The following is a 17,271-nucleotide window of genomic DNA, read 5'->3' on the forward strand; positions in this document are numbered from 1 at the left end:
CCGGGGGCTCATGAACGGGGGACCGCTGGAGCACAACCACCCCCCGGGCGCCCGGCAACCCGTTACGGTGACGGGCATGTCCGACACCGAATTCTGGACCCTTCCTCCCGACCGTATGACCCGTGGCAGTGGCATCCGCTACGAACTCACCGTGCTGCAGCCGCCGTTCACCGTGGACGCCGCCGACCTTCCGCCCAACGACCCGCGGCGGGCCGCGGAGTTCGCCCGCTCCCTGGGCACGATCGACGATGTGGTCGAAGACCTCGGCCCCCGTAAGCGGAGTGACATGATCACGGTCGCCACGCGGGCCGATCTGGACATCGTGCAGGCGGGGGCGTGGGGGAACCTCCTGTCGGTCTCCGATCCGGCGTTCGGGGACGACGGCAACGACATGCCGCTCCTGGCGGAGGCCACCCGGCTGCGGGAGCGCTTCCCCGACGCGCGGATCGTGGGCCGGGTGGAGGTGCACTGCGGCGCCGAGCACACCGAAGACCTCGTGTGGCTGCCGGACGGCACCATGTTCCACGCCTGCGGCTGGCCCGGTGACGAACCGTTCGTCCTGACCGGCGACCCGCAGGCGGTGATGGACGCCCTCGGGATCACCACCGAAGCCCTCGAAGAGCTCGACGTGTTCGTCGACCTGGACGACGAACCGAACCAGAACGACTGGGGCGCCCTCGCCACGGCCTGCCTCGCCGGCGCGGACCCGTGGGGGAGGGCCGACCTGGACGCCTCCTCGCTGCGGGTGCGGCACAGCGAGCACGCCACGCGCCACATGGAAGCCCTGTACTTCAACGACTGATTCGTCAACTCGCCGTGATTATCACAAAGTTGACACACCAACATGACCCTGATCGTGTCTCGTGCGTACGGCAATCGGGTCTAGGGTGATTGGGCGACGCGTACACGTCACGGGGGCCTCACGCGTCGCCTCGTAACCCCTCAGGCCCCACACATGGGGGAAGATCACTCTTGAACAGAGCACTGCGCATACCCAAGCGGTGGAGTCTGGCAGGCCGTGTCCTGGCCGTCCTCGGGATCGCCTCGGCGGTCTCCGTGACCGGTCTGCCCGGCATCGAGACCGACACCGCCAGCGCCGCCGGGCCCGCCGTCGCGGCCAGGATCAAGCCCGGCGCGAAGCGCTGCGACGTGAAGAACCTCGGCAAGGCGTACCCGAGCACGCCGACCAACTCGGGGTTCCCCAACGACCCCACCGGCTCCAACTTCTCCGCCTGGCAGGGCAACCCGAAGAACTACAACTACGACCTGCCGGGCAAGGCGTACGACGGGGTGAAGCCGCCGACGGCCGCCGACAGGACCAAGGCCCTGTCGAAGGCTCCGAACGACACGGAGAAGAACTACAAGGAGTGGCAGAAGGTCGCGGACAAGTCCGGTGACCCGGAGGACCGCAAGTTCGAGATCTACGCCCGGTACTTCCACAACAAGGAAGGGCTGACCTTCGACCACTGGTTCGAGCACCGGTTCATCCGCAACCAGGTCAACAACCACAAGGGGTCGGCTTTCGAGCGTCAGCTCGTCCGCGACTTCCGCCTGGTCGGCCCGGACTGGCTGTGCGAGGTCACCGTCGAGCTCATCGACGCGCAGGGCAATGTCGTCGATTCGCGCCGGTACGACGCCTACAACCAGCGGACCAAGGAGTTCAACGAGTTCAAGTCGAACTCGGAGCTCACGAACAAGCAGCTCGGGAAGGACCGCAAGGTCGCCCGGTTCATGCTGGACCACACGTTCCGGTTCACCGGCGCCAAGCCGTTCAGCGCCGGCCAGCGCAAGAAGATCGACAGCCTGAACAAGTACGTCAGCGATCTGCGGCCCGGTAAGACGAACCAGGTCCGCGGCAACCAGCGGCTCTACAACCCCATTCCGCGGACCAAGCCCATCCGCGGATACTCCGACCACCAGCGCTGGTTCGCTCCGGGCTGCCAGGGCGGCCAGGGCAGGGCGCAGCTCGCCGCCGCGTCCACCTGCGGCACGCGCGGCTCGCTGAACGACCGGATCAACGGCTCCGGGAAGACCCTGGAAGAGGCCAAGAGGATCCAGGCCGACGCCCGCCGGCTCGACACCCGCGGCACCCTCCCGCGCGGCGGTCCGGGCGGCGTCGACTTCACCACCCTGGAGCTGCGGTACGTCGGCGGCCTGGGCAAGGGCAAGGGCATGCAGTACTCGATGCGTGCCGACCAGATGCCCAACCCGGACGAGAACCCCGGCTTCGGCGGCGAGGCGCGCATGCAGCTCTCCTCCGACGCCCTGTTCACCTGGCTCGCGCTCACTCCGGAGAAGTTCTGGGTCAACCTCAACCCGGACCAGCCGGACAAGATCATGGACGCCAAGTTCGGCAGGACCGACGCAGGCCGCGTCCTGCTCGAGGCCGACTACCTGATGAAGGAGGACTTCGCCGAAGCCCTCAACCCGAAGAAGCACGCCGGCGGCAAGAGGTACTGGGACACCGCTCCCCGCCAGAACGGCCTTCCGTGCTTCCCCGGCGTCCGCTTCTGGGCCGAGCCCAAGCCCGCCGAGGTCCGCGAGCAGGACGGCGGGATCTACATCCTCGACGCACCGCTGAAGGTGTCGGCCGAGTGGCTCGACATCGAGTGGGAGGCGCCGGGCAGCACGGAGTGCAAGGGCCTGACCGAGGCGGAGAAGAAGTCGATGGAGGCGAGCGTCCGCGCCAACATCGTTCCGCTCATGGAGGAGCGGGTCAACAACGACAAGCGCTACGCCGACCTGCGCGCCGTCTACACCGCGCGTGTCGCCGCCGAGTACATCCGCCAGCAGGACGCCAAGGCGCCGACCGACTTCCGTAAGATCATCAACTCCAACGACGTCACCGCGTGGCCGCTGCGCGCCCCGCACGACAAGTGGACCCGCGAGGACGTGTACCAGAAGTACATGAAGTCGCTGCGCGAGGGCATCGAGTGGTTCGAGCTGGAGTACGGCGGCAAGGTCTTCAACCAGGGCGTCGGCGGTGTGGACTTCTCCAAGCAGCCGAAGCGGAACATCACCCAGACCCGGTTCAACGTCGAGCACCGCACGCTGGACAGCACGACGAAGACGTCCCTCCAGTCGGATGACGTGTCCTACCGGGACACCGACACCCTCTTCCTCGGTGGCAGCGGCGACATCGAGGCCGGCGGCGAGGACCCGGGTCCGAACCCGACACCGACCCCGACGGACGGCCCGAAGCCGACCGACCCGCCGTCGACCCCGACCCCGGACCCGTCCACCCCGGGCGACGGCAAGCCGACCCCCCCGGCCAACAGGCCGGACCCGGACGGCGACCTCGCCGACACCGGCTCCAACACCCCGATCGCCCTGATCTCCGGCATCGCCGGAGCGATCCTCGCCACGGGCGCGGCCCTGACGTGGTGGATGCGCCGCAGGCGCGGGGACGCGACGGGGTAGCGAGGCGGCTCTTCAGGGTCCTGCGACAGGGGCCCTGGAGTGACTCGTGAGCCGGAGGAACACCGCTCCCTCCCGCCTTCGGGCGGGAGGGGCGGCTTCGTCATTGTCGAGGCCAGAGAGTGTTCACCGCGTCGAGCGCCGCCCGCCACGGATACGCGGCCGGGTTGCCCTGCCCAGGCTGGTTGGGCACGAACCCTCCCTCGCCGTACAGCACAGTCACCCCAGCCCCGCGGAGAGTCGCCACCGACTGCTCGAAGGCGGGGTGTTGCACATAGGCCGCGTTCACGCACGGCATCGCCACGGTCGGGATCCGCTTCCCGATGCCCTCCGCGACCACGCCCACGACGAACTTGTCCGTGATCCCGAGCGCCCACTGATTGATCGTGTTGAAGGTGGCCGGAGCGACGAGGATCGCGTCCGCCCTGGGCCACGCGTCGGGCTCCCCGGGGAGCTTGTACTCCCAGCGGACCGGATGGCCGGTGAGAACGGCGAGACCGTCGAGGGACTCGTCGAGCCAGCGAGCCGCGGCCGGGGTGAGGCCCAGGCAGACGTCCCAGCCGTCCGCCTGCGCCTCCTCGACGACCTTGGCGATGTCGAACACGGGCGGGGCGGCCGAGCTGAACAGGTACAGGGTCCGAGTGCTCATGCGCCCATCCGATCACACGCAACCGCCCTCGCTACGGGCCGAGTCGAGAGCGGACGCAGTACATCCACGCCTGTGCGTGAGTACCGTTCCGGATGACGAGTCAGGACGGAGACCGGTATGCCGACACTGGACGACGACCACACCGGAAAGCGCATCAAGGAACAGCGGAGGCTGGCCCGGTTGAGCCAGCGCGAGCTCGCCGACCGTATCCCCTACTCCTACAGCTGGCTCACCCAAGTCGAGTGCGGAGCCCGCCCGGCCTCCGCCGACTTCACCGCCGCTGTCGCGCGCACCCTGAGGATCGACGTCACCGTGCTGACAGGACAGCCCTACGTGACCCAGCTGCACCAGGACAAGCTCGCCGACCTCGTGCGGCCCATCCGCGAGGCCCTCGACCTCTACGACCTCGGCCCGGACCCCGACCTCACGGTCCGCCCGGCCGACCAGCTCGTGACCGCCGCGGACCACCTGTGTGCGCACGTGCGGGCCACTCACCTCCGTAAGGCTGCCGTCGCCCTGCCCAGCGCCATCGCCGAACTCACCACGTCCGCGTGGCGCGAGCAGTCCACCCCGCTGTGGCAGGCCCTCGCGTCGACCTACCGCACCGCTCACGACGTGTCGGTCAAGCTCGGCTACTACGACCTCTCCAGCGTGGCCCTCGACCGCATGGACTGGGCTGCCCAACGCGCCTCCGACCCGTGCCTCGCCGCCGTCCGCCAGTACATGCGCGCCCTGGTCTACTTCCGTGAGGGCGAGTACTCCATCGGCCGCCGGCTCATCGACTCCGGGCACGGCTTGCTCGGCCAGGCGGAGGAGACGCGCGAGACGTTGGCCGTCGCCGGGCAGCTGCACCTGGGTGCTTCGGTCATCGCGGCCCGCGCCGCCGACGAGGCCGCGCTCGACACCCACCTCACCGAGGCCGCCAGTCTCGCGAAGCGGATCGGCGACGCCTCTGACGTGCACTGGCTGTCGTTCGGCCCGACGAACGTGGCCATGCACCGCATGTCCGCCGCGGTGGAGATGCGGCACTACGACGACGCCCTGAAGCAGGCCAAGAAGATCAAGCCCCCGGCATCGATGGCCACCTCCCGGCGGGCGCACTTCCTCATCGACCGGGCCCGCTCCGAGATGGAGCTCGGGAAGTCCGAGGCCGCGCTCACCTCGCTCATGGCAGCTCGCCGGTCCGCACCGGAGCAGACCCGGTACCACCCGGGTGCGCGCGAGACGATCCGCGGGCTGGTGCACCTGTCGCGGCGGGCGCCGGAGTCGCTCGGGAGCATGGCCGCCTGGGTCGGTATGTAGGCGCGGAAACTCTCTCTGAACTGAAAGAGTTCTCTCCCTTCCGGCTCGTCAGGATGGACGTGTTCCTGATCAACGACGAGCCGGGGGCGCGAGATGTCACAGCACCCACGCAGGTTGCGGACCTGCACCTACTGTCCTGAGCCGGGCGCAGACGTCTGCGTCCGCGTCCTGGCGGACAACCCCGGCCCCGGCGCGCACATCTTCGCGCACCGGTCGTGCGCCGACGACCGCGGTGTGATCCCGATGTACAGCTTCACCGAGGAACCGAAGCAGCCGGGAGGCGAGGGATGACCCCGCCGGCTGCTCCCCTCAAGGGATCGAGTTCACGCGTGCTTACCGGCGAGTGCGGTCTCGGCGAGTGCCGCTATTGCCGCCCGGGAGAGATCCGTACGAGCTACGGGGACCTCGTGAAAATGGTCCGCTGCGACCACTCATGCCACCGGAAGGACCGGAGCGATGACCGCGTGGCAGCGGCAGGCGGCTTACCGCGTCACCGTCCTCGGCGTACTGATCGTGATCGCCGTCGGGATTCTCCCCTGATCCCCTGCCCGCAGTCGTCGCCGGCCGACTGCGGGCGGGTAGTCACCACATCGCCGGACCCGGACACACCGATGGAGGTACGCATGACCGACGGAAAGCACGCAGGGCCGCCGTCCGACAAGCCCTGGAACCCGCCGCCCACCCCGCCGTCGCCCGACGGCAGCGGCGGCAAGACCAAGTAGCGGGGAGCGAAACGTGATCACCGCCCACCAGGGCGGGCACGCCGCGCTCGTAGAGAACCTCTACGAGCGGGGTCTGCTCGACAGCACATGGCGCGACGTCTGGCTTGCCGTACCCCGCGGCGATTTCATCCCCGACCGCATCTGGCGACAGGCACCGGACCGATGCGTACCGGTCACCGACCCGGCCGAACGCGAGCAGCTCATCGCGAGTGACGAGCCGATCGTGATCCAGCTCGACGACGGCGCCGCCGAGGGCCCCGGCATCGCCACCTCGTCCAACAGCATGCCGAGCATGGTCGCCCGTTCCATCGCCCTGCTCGACATCGAGGACGGCCACAAGGTCGGCGAGATCGGCACCGCATCCGGGCACGTTGCGGCGCTCCTCTCCGAGCGGCTCGGCTCCGAGCGCGTCTACAGCTCCGAGATCGACCCCGCCCTCGCCAGGCTCGCCGCGGCGAACCTGCGGTCGGCCGGGTACGCGCCGCACCTGTCGTGCAGCGACGGCGAGTGGGGATGGCCGAACGCAGCACCGTTCGACTCCATCCTCGCCACCTGCGCCCTGCGCCACGTTCCGCATCAGCTCGTCCGGCAGATCCGCCCCCACGGCAGGCTAGTGGCGCCCATGGCCCGGGACTTCTGGAGCGGCGCCCTGGTGCAACTCGTCGTCGACGAGCACGGCGTCGCGTCCGGCCACTTCCACAGCGGCGCGTCCTACATGCCGATGCGCTCCCACCGGGTCGGCGACGGTGCGCCGGTCGACAGCTCGACCGCCCGGCAGCGCCAGAGCGCGGTCGAGCCGCACGAACTGCTGCGGCTCGACTTCGCCCTGTACGCCGGCGCCCGCCTGCCGGGTGTACGCATGTGGCACACCGAGGACCGCGGCACGGTGCAGGTATGGGCGCAGGACCGCCGGGGCTCTGCGGCCATGGCGGCGACCGGCGGGGAGGTGTGGGAGTACGGGCCGCGGTCGCTGTGGCAGGCGATCGAGCGGGCCTACGACGAATACACCGATCTCGGATCGCCGGGCGCCGAGCAGTGCGGTCTCACGGTCCGCGCGGGCGGCGAATCCTTCTGGGTGATGTACCCGACGCGGATCATCGAGCCCATGCCGCACATCGACCCTGAGCTGCGCCCGGCGCGAGGGTTCCTCGTTCCGTAGCCGGGTCGCCCTCCATCGGCCTCCGCGCCGTCCGGCGGCACGACGCAGGGCACGGGTGCGCGTCCCTGCGTGAGGCGATCAGTCTCATGGACCGGCTGCTCAAGAGGCGGCCCGGCTGTCCCTAGCCGTGGCCGTGATGTCGGCTGTGGATGCCAAAGGGGCAGTTACTGAGAAAGTAACTGCCCCTTTGCCCCTGTGCCCCCGGCAGGATTCGAACCCGCGACACCCGCTTTAGGAGTTCGGTCGGGGGGGCCTGGGCGGGGGAGGGGCACTGCTGACGGCTGCTGCGGCCGACCGGGTACGACCGCCGCCGTCCGCCGTCGTTGATGTCAGCCGTGGATGTCAGGCCTTCTTCTCAAAGGAACCCTGCTGCTGTACAGCTCGCTGCTGAACAGTCCAATCGGCTGCGCTCGCTGCGCCGAGTTTGGTGGGATCTGAGCGTGAGCGAAGCGCTGATAACTACTGCCTTTACTGCTGCTGCTGCCTTCGCCGCAGCAGGGCTCGCCTCCTGGCTCGCGTTGCGGGGTGTGCGCCACCAGACCACGACTCAACGCGAGCTGGCCGCCGCTGACCGCGTGGACCGCCGGGAGACCGAAGCTCGCGCGGTCAGACGAGACGCCTATACGCAGTTCATTGCTGCCGCCATCCGATGTGCTGGCTTGATCCGCGAGGCGAAGGAGACCCACATCGATGACGAAGAGTACCGAGAGCGTTACTCGGCCGTTCAGCGTGCTCTGTCTGACCTGATCCTCGCTCAGGCCATTGTGAGTGTGGAAGGCCCCCCGGAGGTCTCCGCCGCAGCCGCTCATGCACGGCGAAGCCTTGATCGAGAGCTAGAAGCCACGCATGCACACCGCTCGGGTAGCGGGCCTGCCCAGAGCGTCGTTGATGCTGGACGCGCGAGGCTTCGGGCGGTTGGCGGTGTGTCGAATGCTGCCCGAAGAGCCTTGAATGGCGAAACCGAGCCACCAGCGGCAGCACCCTGCGTGGCCCAATGAGATGCCCCCCGTCGTTCACCCTTGTTTGGGTCTCACCGCCCCGAGGGATGCCCGCTAACGACTGATCGGGACTTCATAGACGATCTCGCAGAGGGCGGCGGGGACGACGACGTCCGCCGTTTCAACGGGCCGTCCCTGGTCGCTGTAGTACGTCCGCCGGATGTGCGTGACGAGCGCGGCCTTCTGGATCCCGAGGAGTGACGCCTCCTCGGCGGTCGCCTGCCGCGGCTCGGGCTGCTCGACGGCATGGCTGACCGTGATCCCGATCTCGGCCATGCGGTTTACGACGCCGACTCCGGCGTGCGGCCCGCCCTCGGGTAGGACGACGACGGTGCCAGCGGTGAGGTCGTACGGCTCCCAGCTTGTCGACAACTGCACGGGCCGTCCGTCGGCCAGGAACTCGTACACGGTGCGGACGCACAGCTCGCCCTCGCCGATCCCAAGCCGCGCAGCAATCTCCGCCGGCGCAGGCACCTTGGCATCGGTCCGGCTCTCCCAGCCACCGTTCCGCCCCACGGCCTTCATGTCCGCGCGGAACGGAGACCCGTTGGGCTGCTCACGCGCCGCGGACCGAACCATCCGCACCCGCTGCCGAGGCTCGGCGACATAGGTCCCGGACCCTGCTCGCCCCTCCAGCACACCCTGGGAGATCAGCAGCTCCTGGGCCCGACGAACGACGTTCTCGCCCACCCCGCACTCCTGGCCGAGCTGGGCCCGAGAGGGCAGCCGGTCTCCAGGAGTCCACTCGTGCTCCGCGATCCGCCGCCGCAGTTCGTTGGCGATGCGGAGATAGGGCGGCTGCTCAGACATATGGAAAATCTAGTCCACTAGCTCTAATCTAGTTAACTAGCTTCACTCAAAGTGATCGCCGGTGACGGAGGCTGCCCTGTGCCTGCTCCAGAAGTAAGCGCGGAGGCCATCGCCGCCCGGTTAGCCGCTGCCGGGCTCACCACGCGCGTGGAAGAGCACGCCCGGCACACGTCGATCGAAGCGGAGGTACCGGAATCCCTCCCCGCCGAGATATGGCGGGAGGCCCTTGAAGTCGTGGCGCAGGCGGACCGGTTCGGTCTCCTCGCCACCAGCCTGGGCGGCCGCACCCTATGGGCCGCCGTACACAAAGCGGTCCCCGCGACGGGCGATGTCCGGGGACCTGGCCGTCAGCGATAGGAGCTGATCAGCGTGTTCAACCGTATCCGCCGCGCCGTAGCGTGCACCAGGGAGCGATACGCCCGAAAGGCCCGCCACCGCGCCCCGTTAACACCCGCTGGCCCCACCGTCGCCGACTGGCCGACGCTGGCGCTGAGGCAGCGCTGGGACCGCATGGACTTCCTTGCGGGTGAGGAGACCGCCCTCGTCCGCCCGTACGTACTGGCAGTCGAGGAACTCCTCGCCTGCACCTGCTTCAAGCCGGCGGAGGCCCAGTGATGCCGCAGACGAAGGCCGCCCCCTACCGATCGACCTCGTGCCGGATCGGCACACACCACGAGTGCGCGCACTCGTCCCCGGTGACGGCGCCGGTCGGCGTTCCGGTGGTCTACGAGACATGCGCCTGCTCGTGCCACGCGCCGGCCGCCGCAGCCTCTTCTACGGGGTCGGTCTCATGAAGTCCTGGACTCCAAGCGGTGCGATGGCCGCGCCTGTCGAGATCACCTCGACCAACGTGCAGCGCGGCGACGTCATCCAGATCGGTGGCCTGCCCTGTCGAGTGGCCGACCTCTTCCAACTGCCACGCGGCGCCAAGCGCCTCCTCTTCGAGTCGGGCGAACTGCTGACCATCCACCCCCGGACCCGGCTCGTTGCCGTACGAGTCCTCAGAAGGTGGTGATCCCGGCCGTGCCGTCACTCCGCCACACCATCGCCGATGACCTCCGGACCCAGATCACCGCCGGCCTCCTCAAGCCCGGCGAACGCCTCCCCTCGGAACCCCAGCTCGCCACGCGTTACAAGGTCAGCACGGCGACGCTGCCCAACGCCCTCGCGCTCCTCCAGGCCGAGGGCCTGATCGAGAAGGTCCACGGCAAGGGCAACTTCGTCCGCCGCCTCCGCCGGAGACTCACGTACGAGGGAGGCGCCCTCACGCCCATCGTTCCGACTCTTCACGTCACGGTCCGCACCACTCAACTCCTGGCCCAAGGGGCGCTGAGCACCCTGCTGAAGGTGCCATCACGAGCCCTGGTGACCGAATACCTCTGCGTCAGCCACGTGGGGCAGTCGCCACACAGCCTGGCTCGCATCTATGTCCCCCATGCCCTAGCACCGGCCGAATCGCCTGGCTGCTGGCCCAAGCTCTCAGCACTCCGGCCCCGGCTAGCGGAGATCCGCGAGAAGGTTAGCGCCCGGCTCCCCACCCCGGAAGAAGCTTCAACCCTGCGAATCAGCTCGGCGCTGGCTGTCCTCGCGATCACTCGCGTATCTGCCGACACCACAGGCCGCGTGGTTGAGGCCGCCCTCCTGGTCCTCCCCGGCGACCGCGCCGACGCACGCTTTACCACCCACCACACGACCGCCGACAGAAGGGCCGAGGGATGACGCCCCACAACGAGCTGCGCCTCCTCCCATGGTCGGGCCCCGACGGCAAACCCTGCTACCTGAGCACCGACCACAACGACAGCCACCTGTCCCGCCTGGCCGACAATACTGAAGAGATCCAACTTGGCCTGGCGGCCGACCTCGTGGCGCACGCACGGGAAATCCTCGACGACGACGAGACTGAACCGGAGGAACTTCGGCGCTTGTCGGCGAACCTGACGGAAGCCCTCAAGGACGCGATCCGCGTAGCAACAAGCCGAGGCCATCGCCTGCCAGCATCGGACCTCACCACCCGCGAAGGCCATGAAGGCCCAAGACTGCCGGCGGCAGCCTTCGGCTAGCGATGAGCACCAGGGCCCCGGATACAATTCGGGGCCCTCCGCGCCGCAGCGCTCGCCACACGGCCTCGGAGAGCCTGCGCATCCCCCTTGTCTCTGCTGGTCAGAGCCTCCTGACAGGAAAGTTAGACAGTCCCCGACCGTGAGTAGGCGGCGACCTCACACCATCGCCGGGCTCGCCTGAGCGCTGCGCAACGCGTTGTTCCGGGGACCCGGACATGGTTTGTGAAGTGGTTGCAAGGCTCGGGCAGCAGCATTCTTCGGAACATGTGCCCATGGTCTTGGTAGCCTGCTTTGCCAAGTGCACTGGGGGTGGGGACATGCAGTGGCTGGTAACACTCTTGGTCGTAGCACTCGTAGCTCTGGCTGTATACGGGGGTTGGAGGCTGATACAGGATGCTCGCAGGCTGCGACGGTCGGACGGTATGTCGCAGATGCATCAAGACCCAGCACCTGAGGAACTTTTGGCGGACGCGTACCGCCAGGCGCTCCGGTCTGTAGGCGACAACGCTTGGTTGACAACGGAGCACGCGGCAGAAGCCCCACTCACGGCACTCCAAGCGCGCTGGGCTGAGGTCAACAGCAAGGGCTCGACGCAAGGTTCAGCCACGCGATCATGGTCGGTTCGACTGGATCGCCTTGAGGGGGCACAGCACGCGGCAGCCGCTGCCGTGAGCGATCTCGATCCGCGGACGGCCGGGCTGGGCGTCGTGCCCGTCTCTGCCCTGGACCTTATTTCCCAGGCGCGTGTCGGTCTTAGGGAGGCCGCCGGCCTGGTGACTCCCAATGAGCGATATGCGGCCGCTCACCTCTCTGCCCTGCGCGCCGCGGCGGCGATACTCGCCGTGCGTGGGCGCTCTGAGGAGCCTGGCCGTCGGCGACGTCGAGTGCGTTCGGCCTGGGAGGTTTTGGCTGAGGTAGCACCGGAACTTGCTGAGTGGAGTGCCCTCTTTGCGGCTGGCGCCTCCCGAAGAGCCCGAGCAGAGGCTGGTATCGCCGGCGCCGCAAGCAAGCGGGAAGCCGACGACCTCATGCGCGACTCCGCCATGTTTCTCCGTTTGGTGGAACGGCTACTTCCTCAGCGCCCCACTCCGGATCTGCTTGAACTGACAGAAAACCAGGACACTGGCGCTGCGGTGCGTCATCTCTCACAAGGGTTCGATGCACTGTTCAAGGCACTCGGGCCCCCGCCGCCAGGACTTAGGCACCGGGAACCAGTAGCTGACGGCGGCGGGGGGACACAGCGATGACACGTGAGGCGGCGGATGTCCCGCGGCACCAGCACACGGGCTTGGAGATCGCCATGCAATGGGCGGATCTACCAGCCGATCACCTACAGGTCGCGTTGAAGGCCCTTGAGCCGCAACTACGCCGTGAACACGAACTTCGGATGGCCGAGCAGTCGGCTCTCCGGCAGCTGGAGTTTGAAGAGCTTCGAGTGCAGGCTAAAGAGACCGCCGCACGTCGATCCCACGCCTTGATGGTCATTGGCCTGATTGCGGGGTTCCTGCTGAGTGCTGGCATGCTCGTCGGGGCCGTCATGGTTGGTAGGGAAGGGCATGTGGGTTTGGCCCTAATGCTCTCGGGCCCCAGTGTGATCGCCCTGGCGTCTCTGTTCGTGCTTCGGCGGTCTGACGCAGCCCAGACACGGGCAGTAACCCGGGCGCAAGCTATTGCCTCCCAGGCAGGATCGAACCCTCCTCTGTGAACCAACGGGGTCCCTCCACGCCCAAGTCCGTTCTGGCCGCCGTCTTATGACAGCAGCCACGGTTTGGCCCGCAGGACACCCAAGCAGCGGCTCGCAGCAACGCGCTCTGAGCTGGCGAATTGCTGGTCTTCGGCATCCTCTTGCCGCGATCTGACCTGGGCGAACAGGAAGACCTCGATGCACTCTGTCACCCGTCGTCGACGCCCGTTGAACGCATCTGGCGCGGTCGATACTTGATCACGATCGTCGTTGGTGGCACGGCTGTGGTCAACCGATTGCCGCACCTTGTGGGATATCACCCTGGAGAATCGGTGCTCGGGCTGCTGCTGGCAATGCCGAGGCTGCTCTGGTGCCGCTCCCACTCACCTCTTGTAGCACTGCTTGGAGAGGTATTCCGTGGCGGCCCCCCAAAAGTGAGTCATCACATCCTCAACCTTGCCGTAGAGCCGCAACGTGTCAGTGATTGACTTGCCGCCCGCAACAACAGATGCTCGCTCTTCACCGTGGGCCACTTTATTCCTGGCATCCGCAAGATCTCGCAAGGCTAGGGAATGCAAGGGAGAAGGGATTGCATTGCCCGAGAATCCAAAGATCTCCCAGATGGTCTCAAAGTGCTCTTGTCTGATGGTCCGCCCATCAAGGGGAAGGTCTTCGATGGAGATCTGGCAAGAGGTGGACTCGTGCAAGAAAGAGAAAACCTCCATCCTGCGTCTCCACATCTTGAGCCCCCGCACCTGTTGCAGCGATTCGAAGCGGCCTGCTTCGATCATTGCGAACAAGCTAATTCGCAGATCCCCGTAGTTAATCGACGCAGCGTTTATTTCGTCAACTACCGCCGTCAAGACCGAGTTCGTGCACTTCTCGACAGCAGCTGCCACATAGACGTAGGAAGCTGCGTGAATGGTGCTTCTTACGTCCCGAAGTCCTGTCTGTCGAAAATTTGCATCGCAGTAGTAGAGGTTCTGTCGAACCTCATTCAAGCAATCCCCGAAGTCTACAATCGCCGCATCGACGCCAGCGAAAGTGCCTGCAGCGCCCACTTCACCCCTCCGGCGTGAGAAGTTCCTTTGCCCGAGCGATGCGATCCCTAAGCTTGGCCTTGGTATTTGTCGCGCCTGTACTAGCGGCGACCAGCTGACTATCATCGAGCCAACCAGAGGGAGGCTGACCCACTGACCCCTTCTCTGTGATTAGTTCAGCGCATGCGACCATCACTGCCTCCAGTTCGTTCTGAGGCGTGATGTTCGTGTTCGAGCGCAGCAAGGGGCCCTGCGTTATGTGGAGAATCTCCTCGACAACCCTCTCGAATACCTCTCGGCCGGCGGTGACGTCGAATGAGTTGCGGTTGGCTTCCATGTAGGCATTTAGGAAATCATGGACCGCGCCATTGAATGTCGATCGGTCATTCAGGTAGGCGAAGAACTTCAAGACCAACTCTTCGCGAGTTGCGTTCTCTTCGTTCTTCTTTTGAAGCTTGACCAGGGACTTAAAGTCATCCCCCTCTGCGAGTTCGCGGATCAGCTTATTAAAAGTCCCTTCGTAGATACATGCCCGTACTTCCTGCTTAGAAAGCTCGACTGACCCTCGATTGAGTCGCTCGAAAGTATCGAAACGAATCTGAGGGTCGCTCTTGTCTGAGAGTGCAGTTACCCCCAGGCCTCTCTTCGTGAAGGCAAATTTCATTGCCGGCGGAAGGTCCTCGTAGGTCAGTCCATTGAACTCGTCGAGCTCTTTGAGGCTGCTCAGTACGAGCGGAGAACTTTTCTTGATCTCCGCCAACTGGGCCTCCGACTCTGAGGCGAAATGGATCAGGGTCGAGATTCGCTGCAGCCCGTCAACAACCTCCCAAGATCCGTCTTCATTCGTGGCGAAAAATAGGTTCGGCACGGGGAGCCCAAGGAGAATCGACTCAATAAGGCGAGACTCCGCCTCCTCGTCCCAACGGAATTTGCGCTGGTATTCGGGTGCTCGCTTCAGTTCGTTTCGTTCGGCCATACTCAGCAACTCGCGAACTGTGATGGTGTAGTTATCTACGTCGATTTTCCTGCGCTGCATGTCAAGTTGCGCCTGCATTGCCTTGGGATCGCTCATAGCGGCAGGTTACGGCGTGTGCGCGGGGCGTGTCACACCTTGAAGAACATCCGATACTCCAAGCGAGGGCTTGGAGATGAGGTCGGTGGAGCGGGTTTGGCCGGTGGCCTGCCCGGGCTGGGGTCGAGCATGATCAGGGGGCCGTACGCTTGCCGGCAACTCGGTCAGCTCTTGAGCCTGACCGCAATGTGAGCGAGTGGCCCCCTGGTCTTGCTCGACGCGGGTCCCTGACCGGGGAGGTGGCTAAAGCCGCGGAGCCGACCGCCCCAGCCACAGAGGGGTTCACCACCCATCAACCCGCGCTGTCAGGCGTGCGGCCGGCGGCAGGGCCGGAGCGGGGCGAAGACAGGAGCGGCGGCCCGGGCGACGGGCCGCACGCGCCGCGCCGTGCGCGGCGGGTGCCTTGAACAAGTAGAGAAAGTTGTAACTCAGTCTGCGCGGTGGGGCTTGAAGCTGTGTGCACATGCTGGGAGTTCGGCGTCCTGCCGGTGTACGAGGGGCAGGAAGAGCACGGGCCGGATCGTCTAGGTGATGCGGACGTCGGCATGGGTCATGGTCACCGTGCAGGGCTTGGAGCGCATCGGGGCTCTGCGGGTCTCGGCGCGCTCTTCGTGCAACCACGTCCACGCTTCGTCCGACGCGTCGGAGTCGAGTGCCGGTGAGATGGTGCGGAGGGCGATGGCGACCCATCGGTCTGCCTGGGGTGCCGAGTATGCGCCGAACGAGGCCACACGCGCTGGCCCTCCCGTGCCGGTGACTTGCTCGGTCCAGCATTCGCACCAGTAGCCGCGGGTGGGCCCGTTCATGGGGTCGCTCCCGCCGGGTAAGCCAGCAGCACGTAGCGGGTGCTCTCGTCGTAGAGAGTGAGTTGGTACCCCGTGCCGCTGGTCAGGTAGGCGAGGGCCCGTTCGTGTTCGGCCTCGTCCGTCAGCCAGTGCAGGCCCGGGTGTGCGAGTACATCACCAACGAACTGGAGGCGGCGGCCTGATGGCCCAGCAACGCAAGCGGGACCCCAACGGCGCCGGCACCATCACCAAGCGCAAGGACGGCCGCTTCCAATGCGCGGTCTACGTCCTTCAGCCGGACGGCACCCGCCCGCAAGTTCGCCTACGGCAAGACCTGGGCCGAGTGCGATGCCAAGCGCCGGGAACTGCTCGACAAGGTCGGCCAAGGCGTGCCCGTGCCGACCCGGTCTGCCAGGCTCGCCGAATGGCTGCCGTACTGGCTGGACAGCGTCATCAAGCCCCGGCTCAAGCTCAGCACGTACGACAAGTACGAAGCGCACGTCCGGTTCTACCTGGTGCCGCTCCTCGGCGCGAAACGGCTCGAATCCCTCGGCGTCGCCGACGTGCGCCGCTTCCTCGTCCGCCTGGAGGGGAAGACCACTGCGGCGACGGTCAAGGAGGCACATTGCGTGCTGCGTTCGGCGCTCTCCTCGGCGTGCCGCGAGAAGCTGATCACGCGGAACGTCGCCAAGCTCGTCGGACCTCCTCGCACAGACAACCGCGAGCTGAAGCACTGGACTCTGGACGAGACGCTCGACTTCCTGGCGGCCTCCCGTAAGGGCCCGCTGTACGCGGCCTTCGTGCTCGCCACCGCCATGGGGCTCCGCCGGGGAGAGATCGTGGGCCTGCGCTGGTCGGACGTCGACCTCGACGGCCGAGTGCTGTACGTCCGTCAGCAGGTGCAGCCGCCGCCGGAGCGCGCTGTACGACGACGATCCCAAGAGCCGTCGTCGCCGTGCCGTCCCGCTGCCCGCGCTCTGCATCGCGCCCTTGCGCTGGCACCGGATGCGGCAGGTAGCGGCTCGGGCGAAAGCGGGGGAGACCTGGCGCGAGTCGGACTACGTCTTCACCACCCGCACCGGCCGCCCGGTCGAGCGGCGGAACCTCTACCGGTCCTTCACCCGCGTCGCCCGGTCCGCCGGCCTCCGGGTGATCCGGCTGCACGACGCCCGGCACGGCACGGCGACGCTCCTCACGGCGGCCGGGGTCGCGCCCCGCGTGGTGATGGAGATCCTGGGGCACTCCCAGATCAGCATCACCATGGATGTCTGCACGCACGTCGTGCAGGACACGCAGCGGGAGGCCATGAGCCACATGGACCGGCTGCTCAGGAAGCGGCGTCCCTGTCGTCAGTGACCGACGCCGTTGATGTCAGAAGTGGATGTCAAAGGCCCGGACCATGATCGGTCCGGGGCCTTTTGTCTGGTGCCCCCGGCAGGATTCGAACCTGCGACACCCGCTTTAGGAGAGCGGTGCTCTATCCCCTGAGCTACGAAGGCGTGGGTGATCAGGCACAGCCTAGCGGATCGAGGGCTGGGCGTGATGCGTAGGGTTGACCCGGTCCGGAGGTCCG

15 protein-coding genes, 1 tRNA gene and 2 pseudogenes are annotated in these 17,271 nt (G+C 66.8%); 12 read left to right on the top strand and 6 right to left on the bottom strand.

The window, feature by feature from the left end; translation table 11 throughout:
* The first annotated feature begins 76 nt into the window (after positions 1-76).
* Both ACIRB4_RS20695 and ACIRB4_RS20700 read left to right on the top strand, forming a co-directional pair.
* The gene (locus ACIRB4_RS20695; RefSeq protein ID WP_403293172.1) at positions 77-802 is read left to right on the top strand and encodes a DUF6333 family protein; all 726 of its coding nucleotides are present in this window, start codon (positions 77-79) and stop codon (positions 800-802) included.
* Positions 803-972: 170 nt separating this feature from the next.
* A complete protein-coding gene (locus ACIRB4_RS20700) occupies positions 973-3,420 on the top strand; it encodes a hypothetical protein (protein WP_403293175.1) in 2,448 nt (815 codons plus the stop codon).
* 100 nt (positions 3,421-3,520) lie between these two features.
* Here ACIRB4_RS20700 and ACIRB4_RS20705 read toward each other — a convergent pair whose 3' ends face one another.
* Positions 3,521-4,066 (bottom strand): flavoprotein, encoded by a 546-nt coding sequence (locus ACIRB4_RS20705; RefSeq protein ID WP_403293177.1) that lies wholly within the window; start codon positions 4,064-4,066, stop codon positions 3,521-3,523.
* Positions 4,067-4,183: 117 nt separating this feature from the next.
* Here ACIRB4_RS20705 and ACIRB4_RS20710 point away from each other — a divergent pair, with 117 nt between their 5' ends.
* From ACIRB4_RS20710 to ACIRB4_RS20720, 3 genes are all read left to right on the top strand, one after another.
* Complete coding sequence (locus tag ACIRB4_RS20710) at positions 4,184-5,368, top strand: helix-turn-helix domain-containing protein (protein WP_403293179.1); 1,185 nt, start codon at positions 4,184-4,186, stop codon at positions 5,366-5,368.
* Between the two features lie 735 nt (positions 5,369-6,103).
* Entirely contained in the window at positions 6,104-7,249 is a 1,146-nt protein-coding gene (locus ACIRB4_RS20715) for a methyltransferase (RefSeq protein ID WP_403293181.1), read from the top strand.
* A gap of 440 nt (positions 7,250-7,689) precedes the next feature.
* Positions 7,690-8,247, top strand: coding sequence for a hypothetical protein (locus ACIRB4_RS20720; RefSeq protein ID WP_403293183.1), 558 nt, complete (start codon positions 7,690-7,692; stop codon positions 8,245-8,247).
* Between the two features lie 54 nt (positions 8,248-8,301).
* Here the strand turns inward: ACIRB4_RS20720 and ACIRB4_RS20725 are convergent, their stop codons facing one another.
* Entirely contained in the window at positions 8,302-9,057 is a 756-nt protein-coding gene (locus tag ACIRB4_RS20725; RefSeq protein ID WP_403293184.1) for a GntR family transcriptional regulator, read from the bottom strand.
* A 78-nt stretch (positions 9,058-9,135) separates the two neighbouring features.
* On the opposite strand from ACIRB4_RS20725, the gene ACIRB4_RS20730 reads away from it, so the two are divergent.
* From ACIRB4_RS20730 to ACIRB4_RS20755, 6 genes are all read left to right on the top strand, one after another.
* Positions 9,136-9,414: a hypothetical protein gene (locus tag ACIRB4_RS20730; protein ID WP_403293186.1), complete on the top strand. Its 279-nt coding sequence runs from the start codon at positions 9,136-9,138 to the stop codon at positions 9,412-9,414.
* A gap of 12 nt (positions 9,415-9,426) precedes the next feature.
* Positions 9,427-9,672, top strand: a complete 246-nt coding sequence (locus tag ACIRB4_RS20735; protein WP_403293188.1) for a hypothetical protein — start codon at positions 9,427-9,429, stop codon at positions 9,670-9,672.
* Positions 9,673-9,790: 118 nt separating this feature from the next.
* Positions 9,791-10,072, top strand: a complete 282-nt coding sequence (locus ACIRB4_RS20740) for a hypothetical protein (protein WP_403293189.1) — start codon at positions 9,791-9,793, stop codon at positions 10,070-10,072.
* Positions 10,073-10,080: 8 nt separating this feature from the next.
* On the top strand, positions 10,081-10,776 hold the full coding sequence (locus ACIRB4_RS20745; protein ID WP_403293191.1) for a GntR family transcriptional regulator: 696 nt from the start codon (positions 10,081-10,083) through the stop codon (positions 10,774-10,776).
* Positions 10,773-11,117 carry a hypothetical protein gene (locus tag ACIRB4_RS20750; RefSeq protein ID WP_403293193.1) on the top strand — a complete coding sequence of 115 codons (345 nt, stop codon included), beginning with the start codon at positions 10,773-10,775 and terminating at the stop codon, positions 11,115-11,117. The genes ACIRB4_RS20745 and ACIRB4_RS20750 overlap by 4 nt, the downstream gene beginning before the upstream one ends.
* Positions 11,118-11,785: 668 nt before the next feature.
* Positions 11,786-12,364, top strand: coding sequence for an SAV_6107 family HEPN domain-containing protein (locus ACIRB4_RS20755; protein ID WP_403293196.1), 579 nt, complete (start codon positions 11,786-11,788; stop codon positions 12,362-12,364).
* Positions 12,365-13,184: 820 nt separating this feature from the next.
* Here ACIRB4_RS20755 and ACIRB4_RS20760 read toward each other — a convergent pair.
* The 3 genes and pseudogenes from ACIRB4_RS20760 to ACIRB4_RS20770 all read right to left on the bottom strand — a co-directional run bounded on the left by ACIRB4_RS20760 (position 13,185) and on the right by ACIRB4_RS20770 (position 15,719).
* Positions 13,185-13,862 (bottom strand): MAE_28990/MAE_18760 family HEPN-like nuclease, encoded by a 678-nt coding sequence (locus tag ACIRB4_RS20760; protein ID WP_403293197.1) that lies wholly within the window; start codon positions 13,860-13,862, stop codon positions 13,185-13,187.
* Position 13,863: 1 nt separating this feature from the next.
* Complete coding sequence (locus ACIRB4_RS20765) at positions 13,864-14,913, bottom strand: DUF262 domain-containing protein (protein ID WP_403293199.1); 1,050 nt, start codon at positions 14,911-14,913, stop codon at positions 13,864-13,866.
* 428 nt (positions 14,914-15,341) lie between these two features.
* A pseudogene (locus ACIRB4_RS20770) lies at positions 15,342-15,719 on the bottom strand (hypothetical protein).
* A 181-nt stretch (positions 15,720-15,900) separates the two neighbouring features.
* Here ACIRB4_RS20770 and ACIRB4_RS20775 point away from each other — a divergent pair.
* Positions 15,901-17,054 (top strand): annotated as a pseudogene (locus ACIRB4_RS20775) (tyrosine-type recombinase/integrase).
* Between the two features lie 67 nt (positions 17,055-17,121).
* On the opposite strand, the gene ACIRB4_RS20780 reads toward ACIRB4_RS20775, so the two are convergent.
* Positions 17,122-17,197, bottom strand: a tRNA-Arg gene (locus ACIRB4_RS20780).
* Positions 17,198-17,271: the final 74 nt, after the last annotated feature.

Source organism: Streptomyces sp. NPDC093600, from assembly GCF_044764755.1.
GTDB lineage: Bacteria > Actinomycetota > Actinomycetes > Streptomycetales > Streptomycetaceae > Streptomyces.

Coding starts and splice junctions, on each gene's coding strand:
- ACIRB4_RS20695 (WP_403293172.1), top strand. CDS start 77: ATGTCCGACACCGAATTCTGGACCCTTCCTCCCGACCGTATGACCCGT.
- ACIRB4_RS20705 (WP_403293177.1), bottom strand. CDS start 4,066: ATGAGCACTCGGACCCTGTACCTGTTCAGCTCGGCCGCCCCGCCCGTG.
- ACIRB4_RS20710 (WP_403293179.1), top strand. CDS start 4,184: ATGCCGACACTGGACGACGACCACACCGGAAAGCGCATCAAGGAACAG.
- ACIRB4_RS20725 (WP_403293184.1), bottom strand. CDS start 9,057: ATGTCTGAGCAGCCGCCCTATCTCCGCATCGCCAACGAACTGCGGCGG.
- ACIRB4_RS20740 (WP_403293189.1), top strand. CDS start 9,791: ATGCGCCTGCTCGTGCCACGCGCCGGCCGCCGCAGCCTCTTCTACGGG.
- ACIRB4_RS20750 (WP_403293193.1), top strand. CDS start 10,773: ATGACGCCCCACAACGAGCTGCGCCTCCTCCCATGGTCGGGCCCCGAC.
- ACIRB4_RS20765 (WP_403293199.1), bottom strand. CDS start 14,913: ATGAGCGATCCCAAGGCAATGCAGGCGCAACTTGACATGCAGCGCAGG.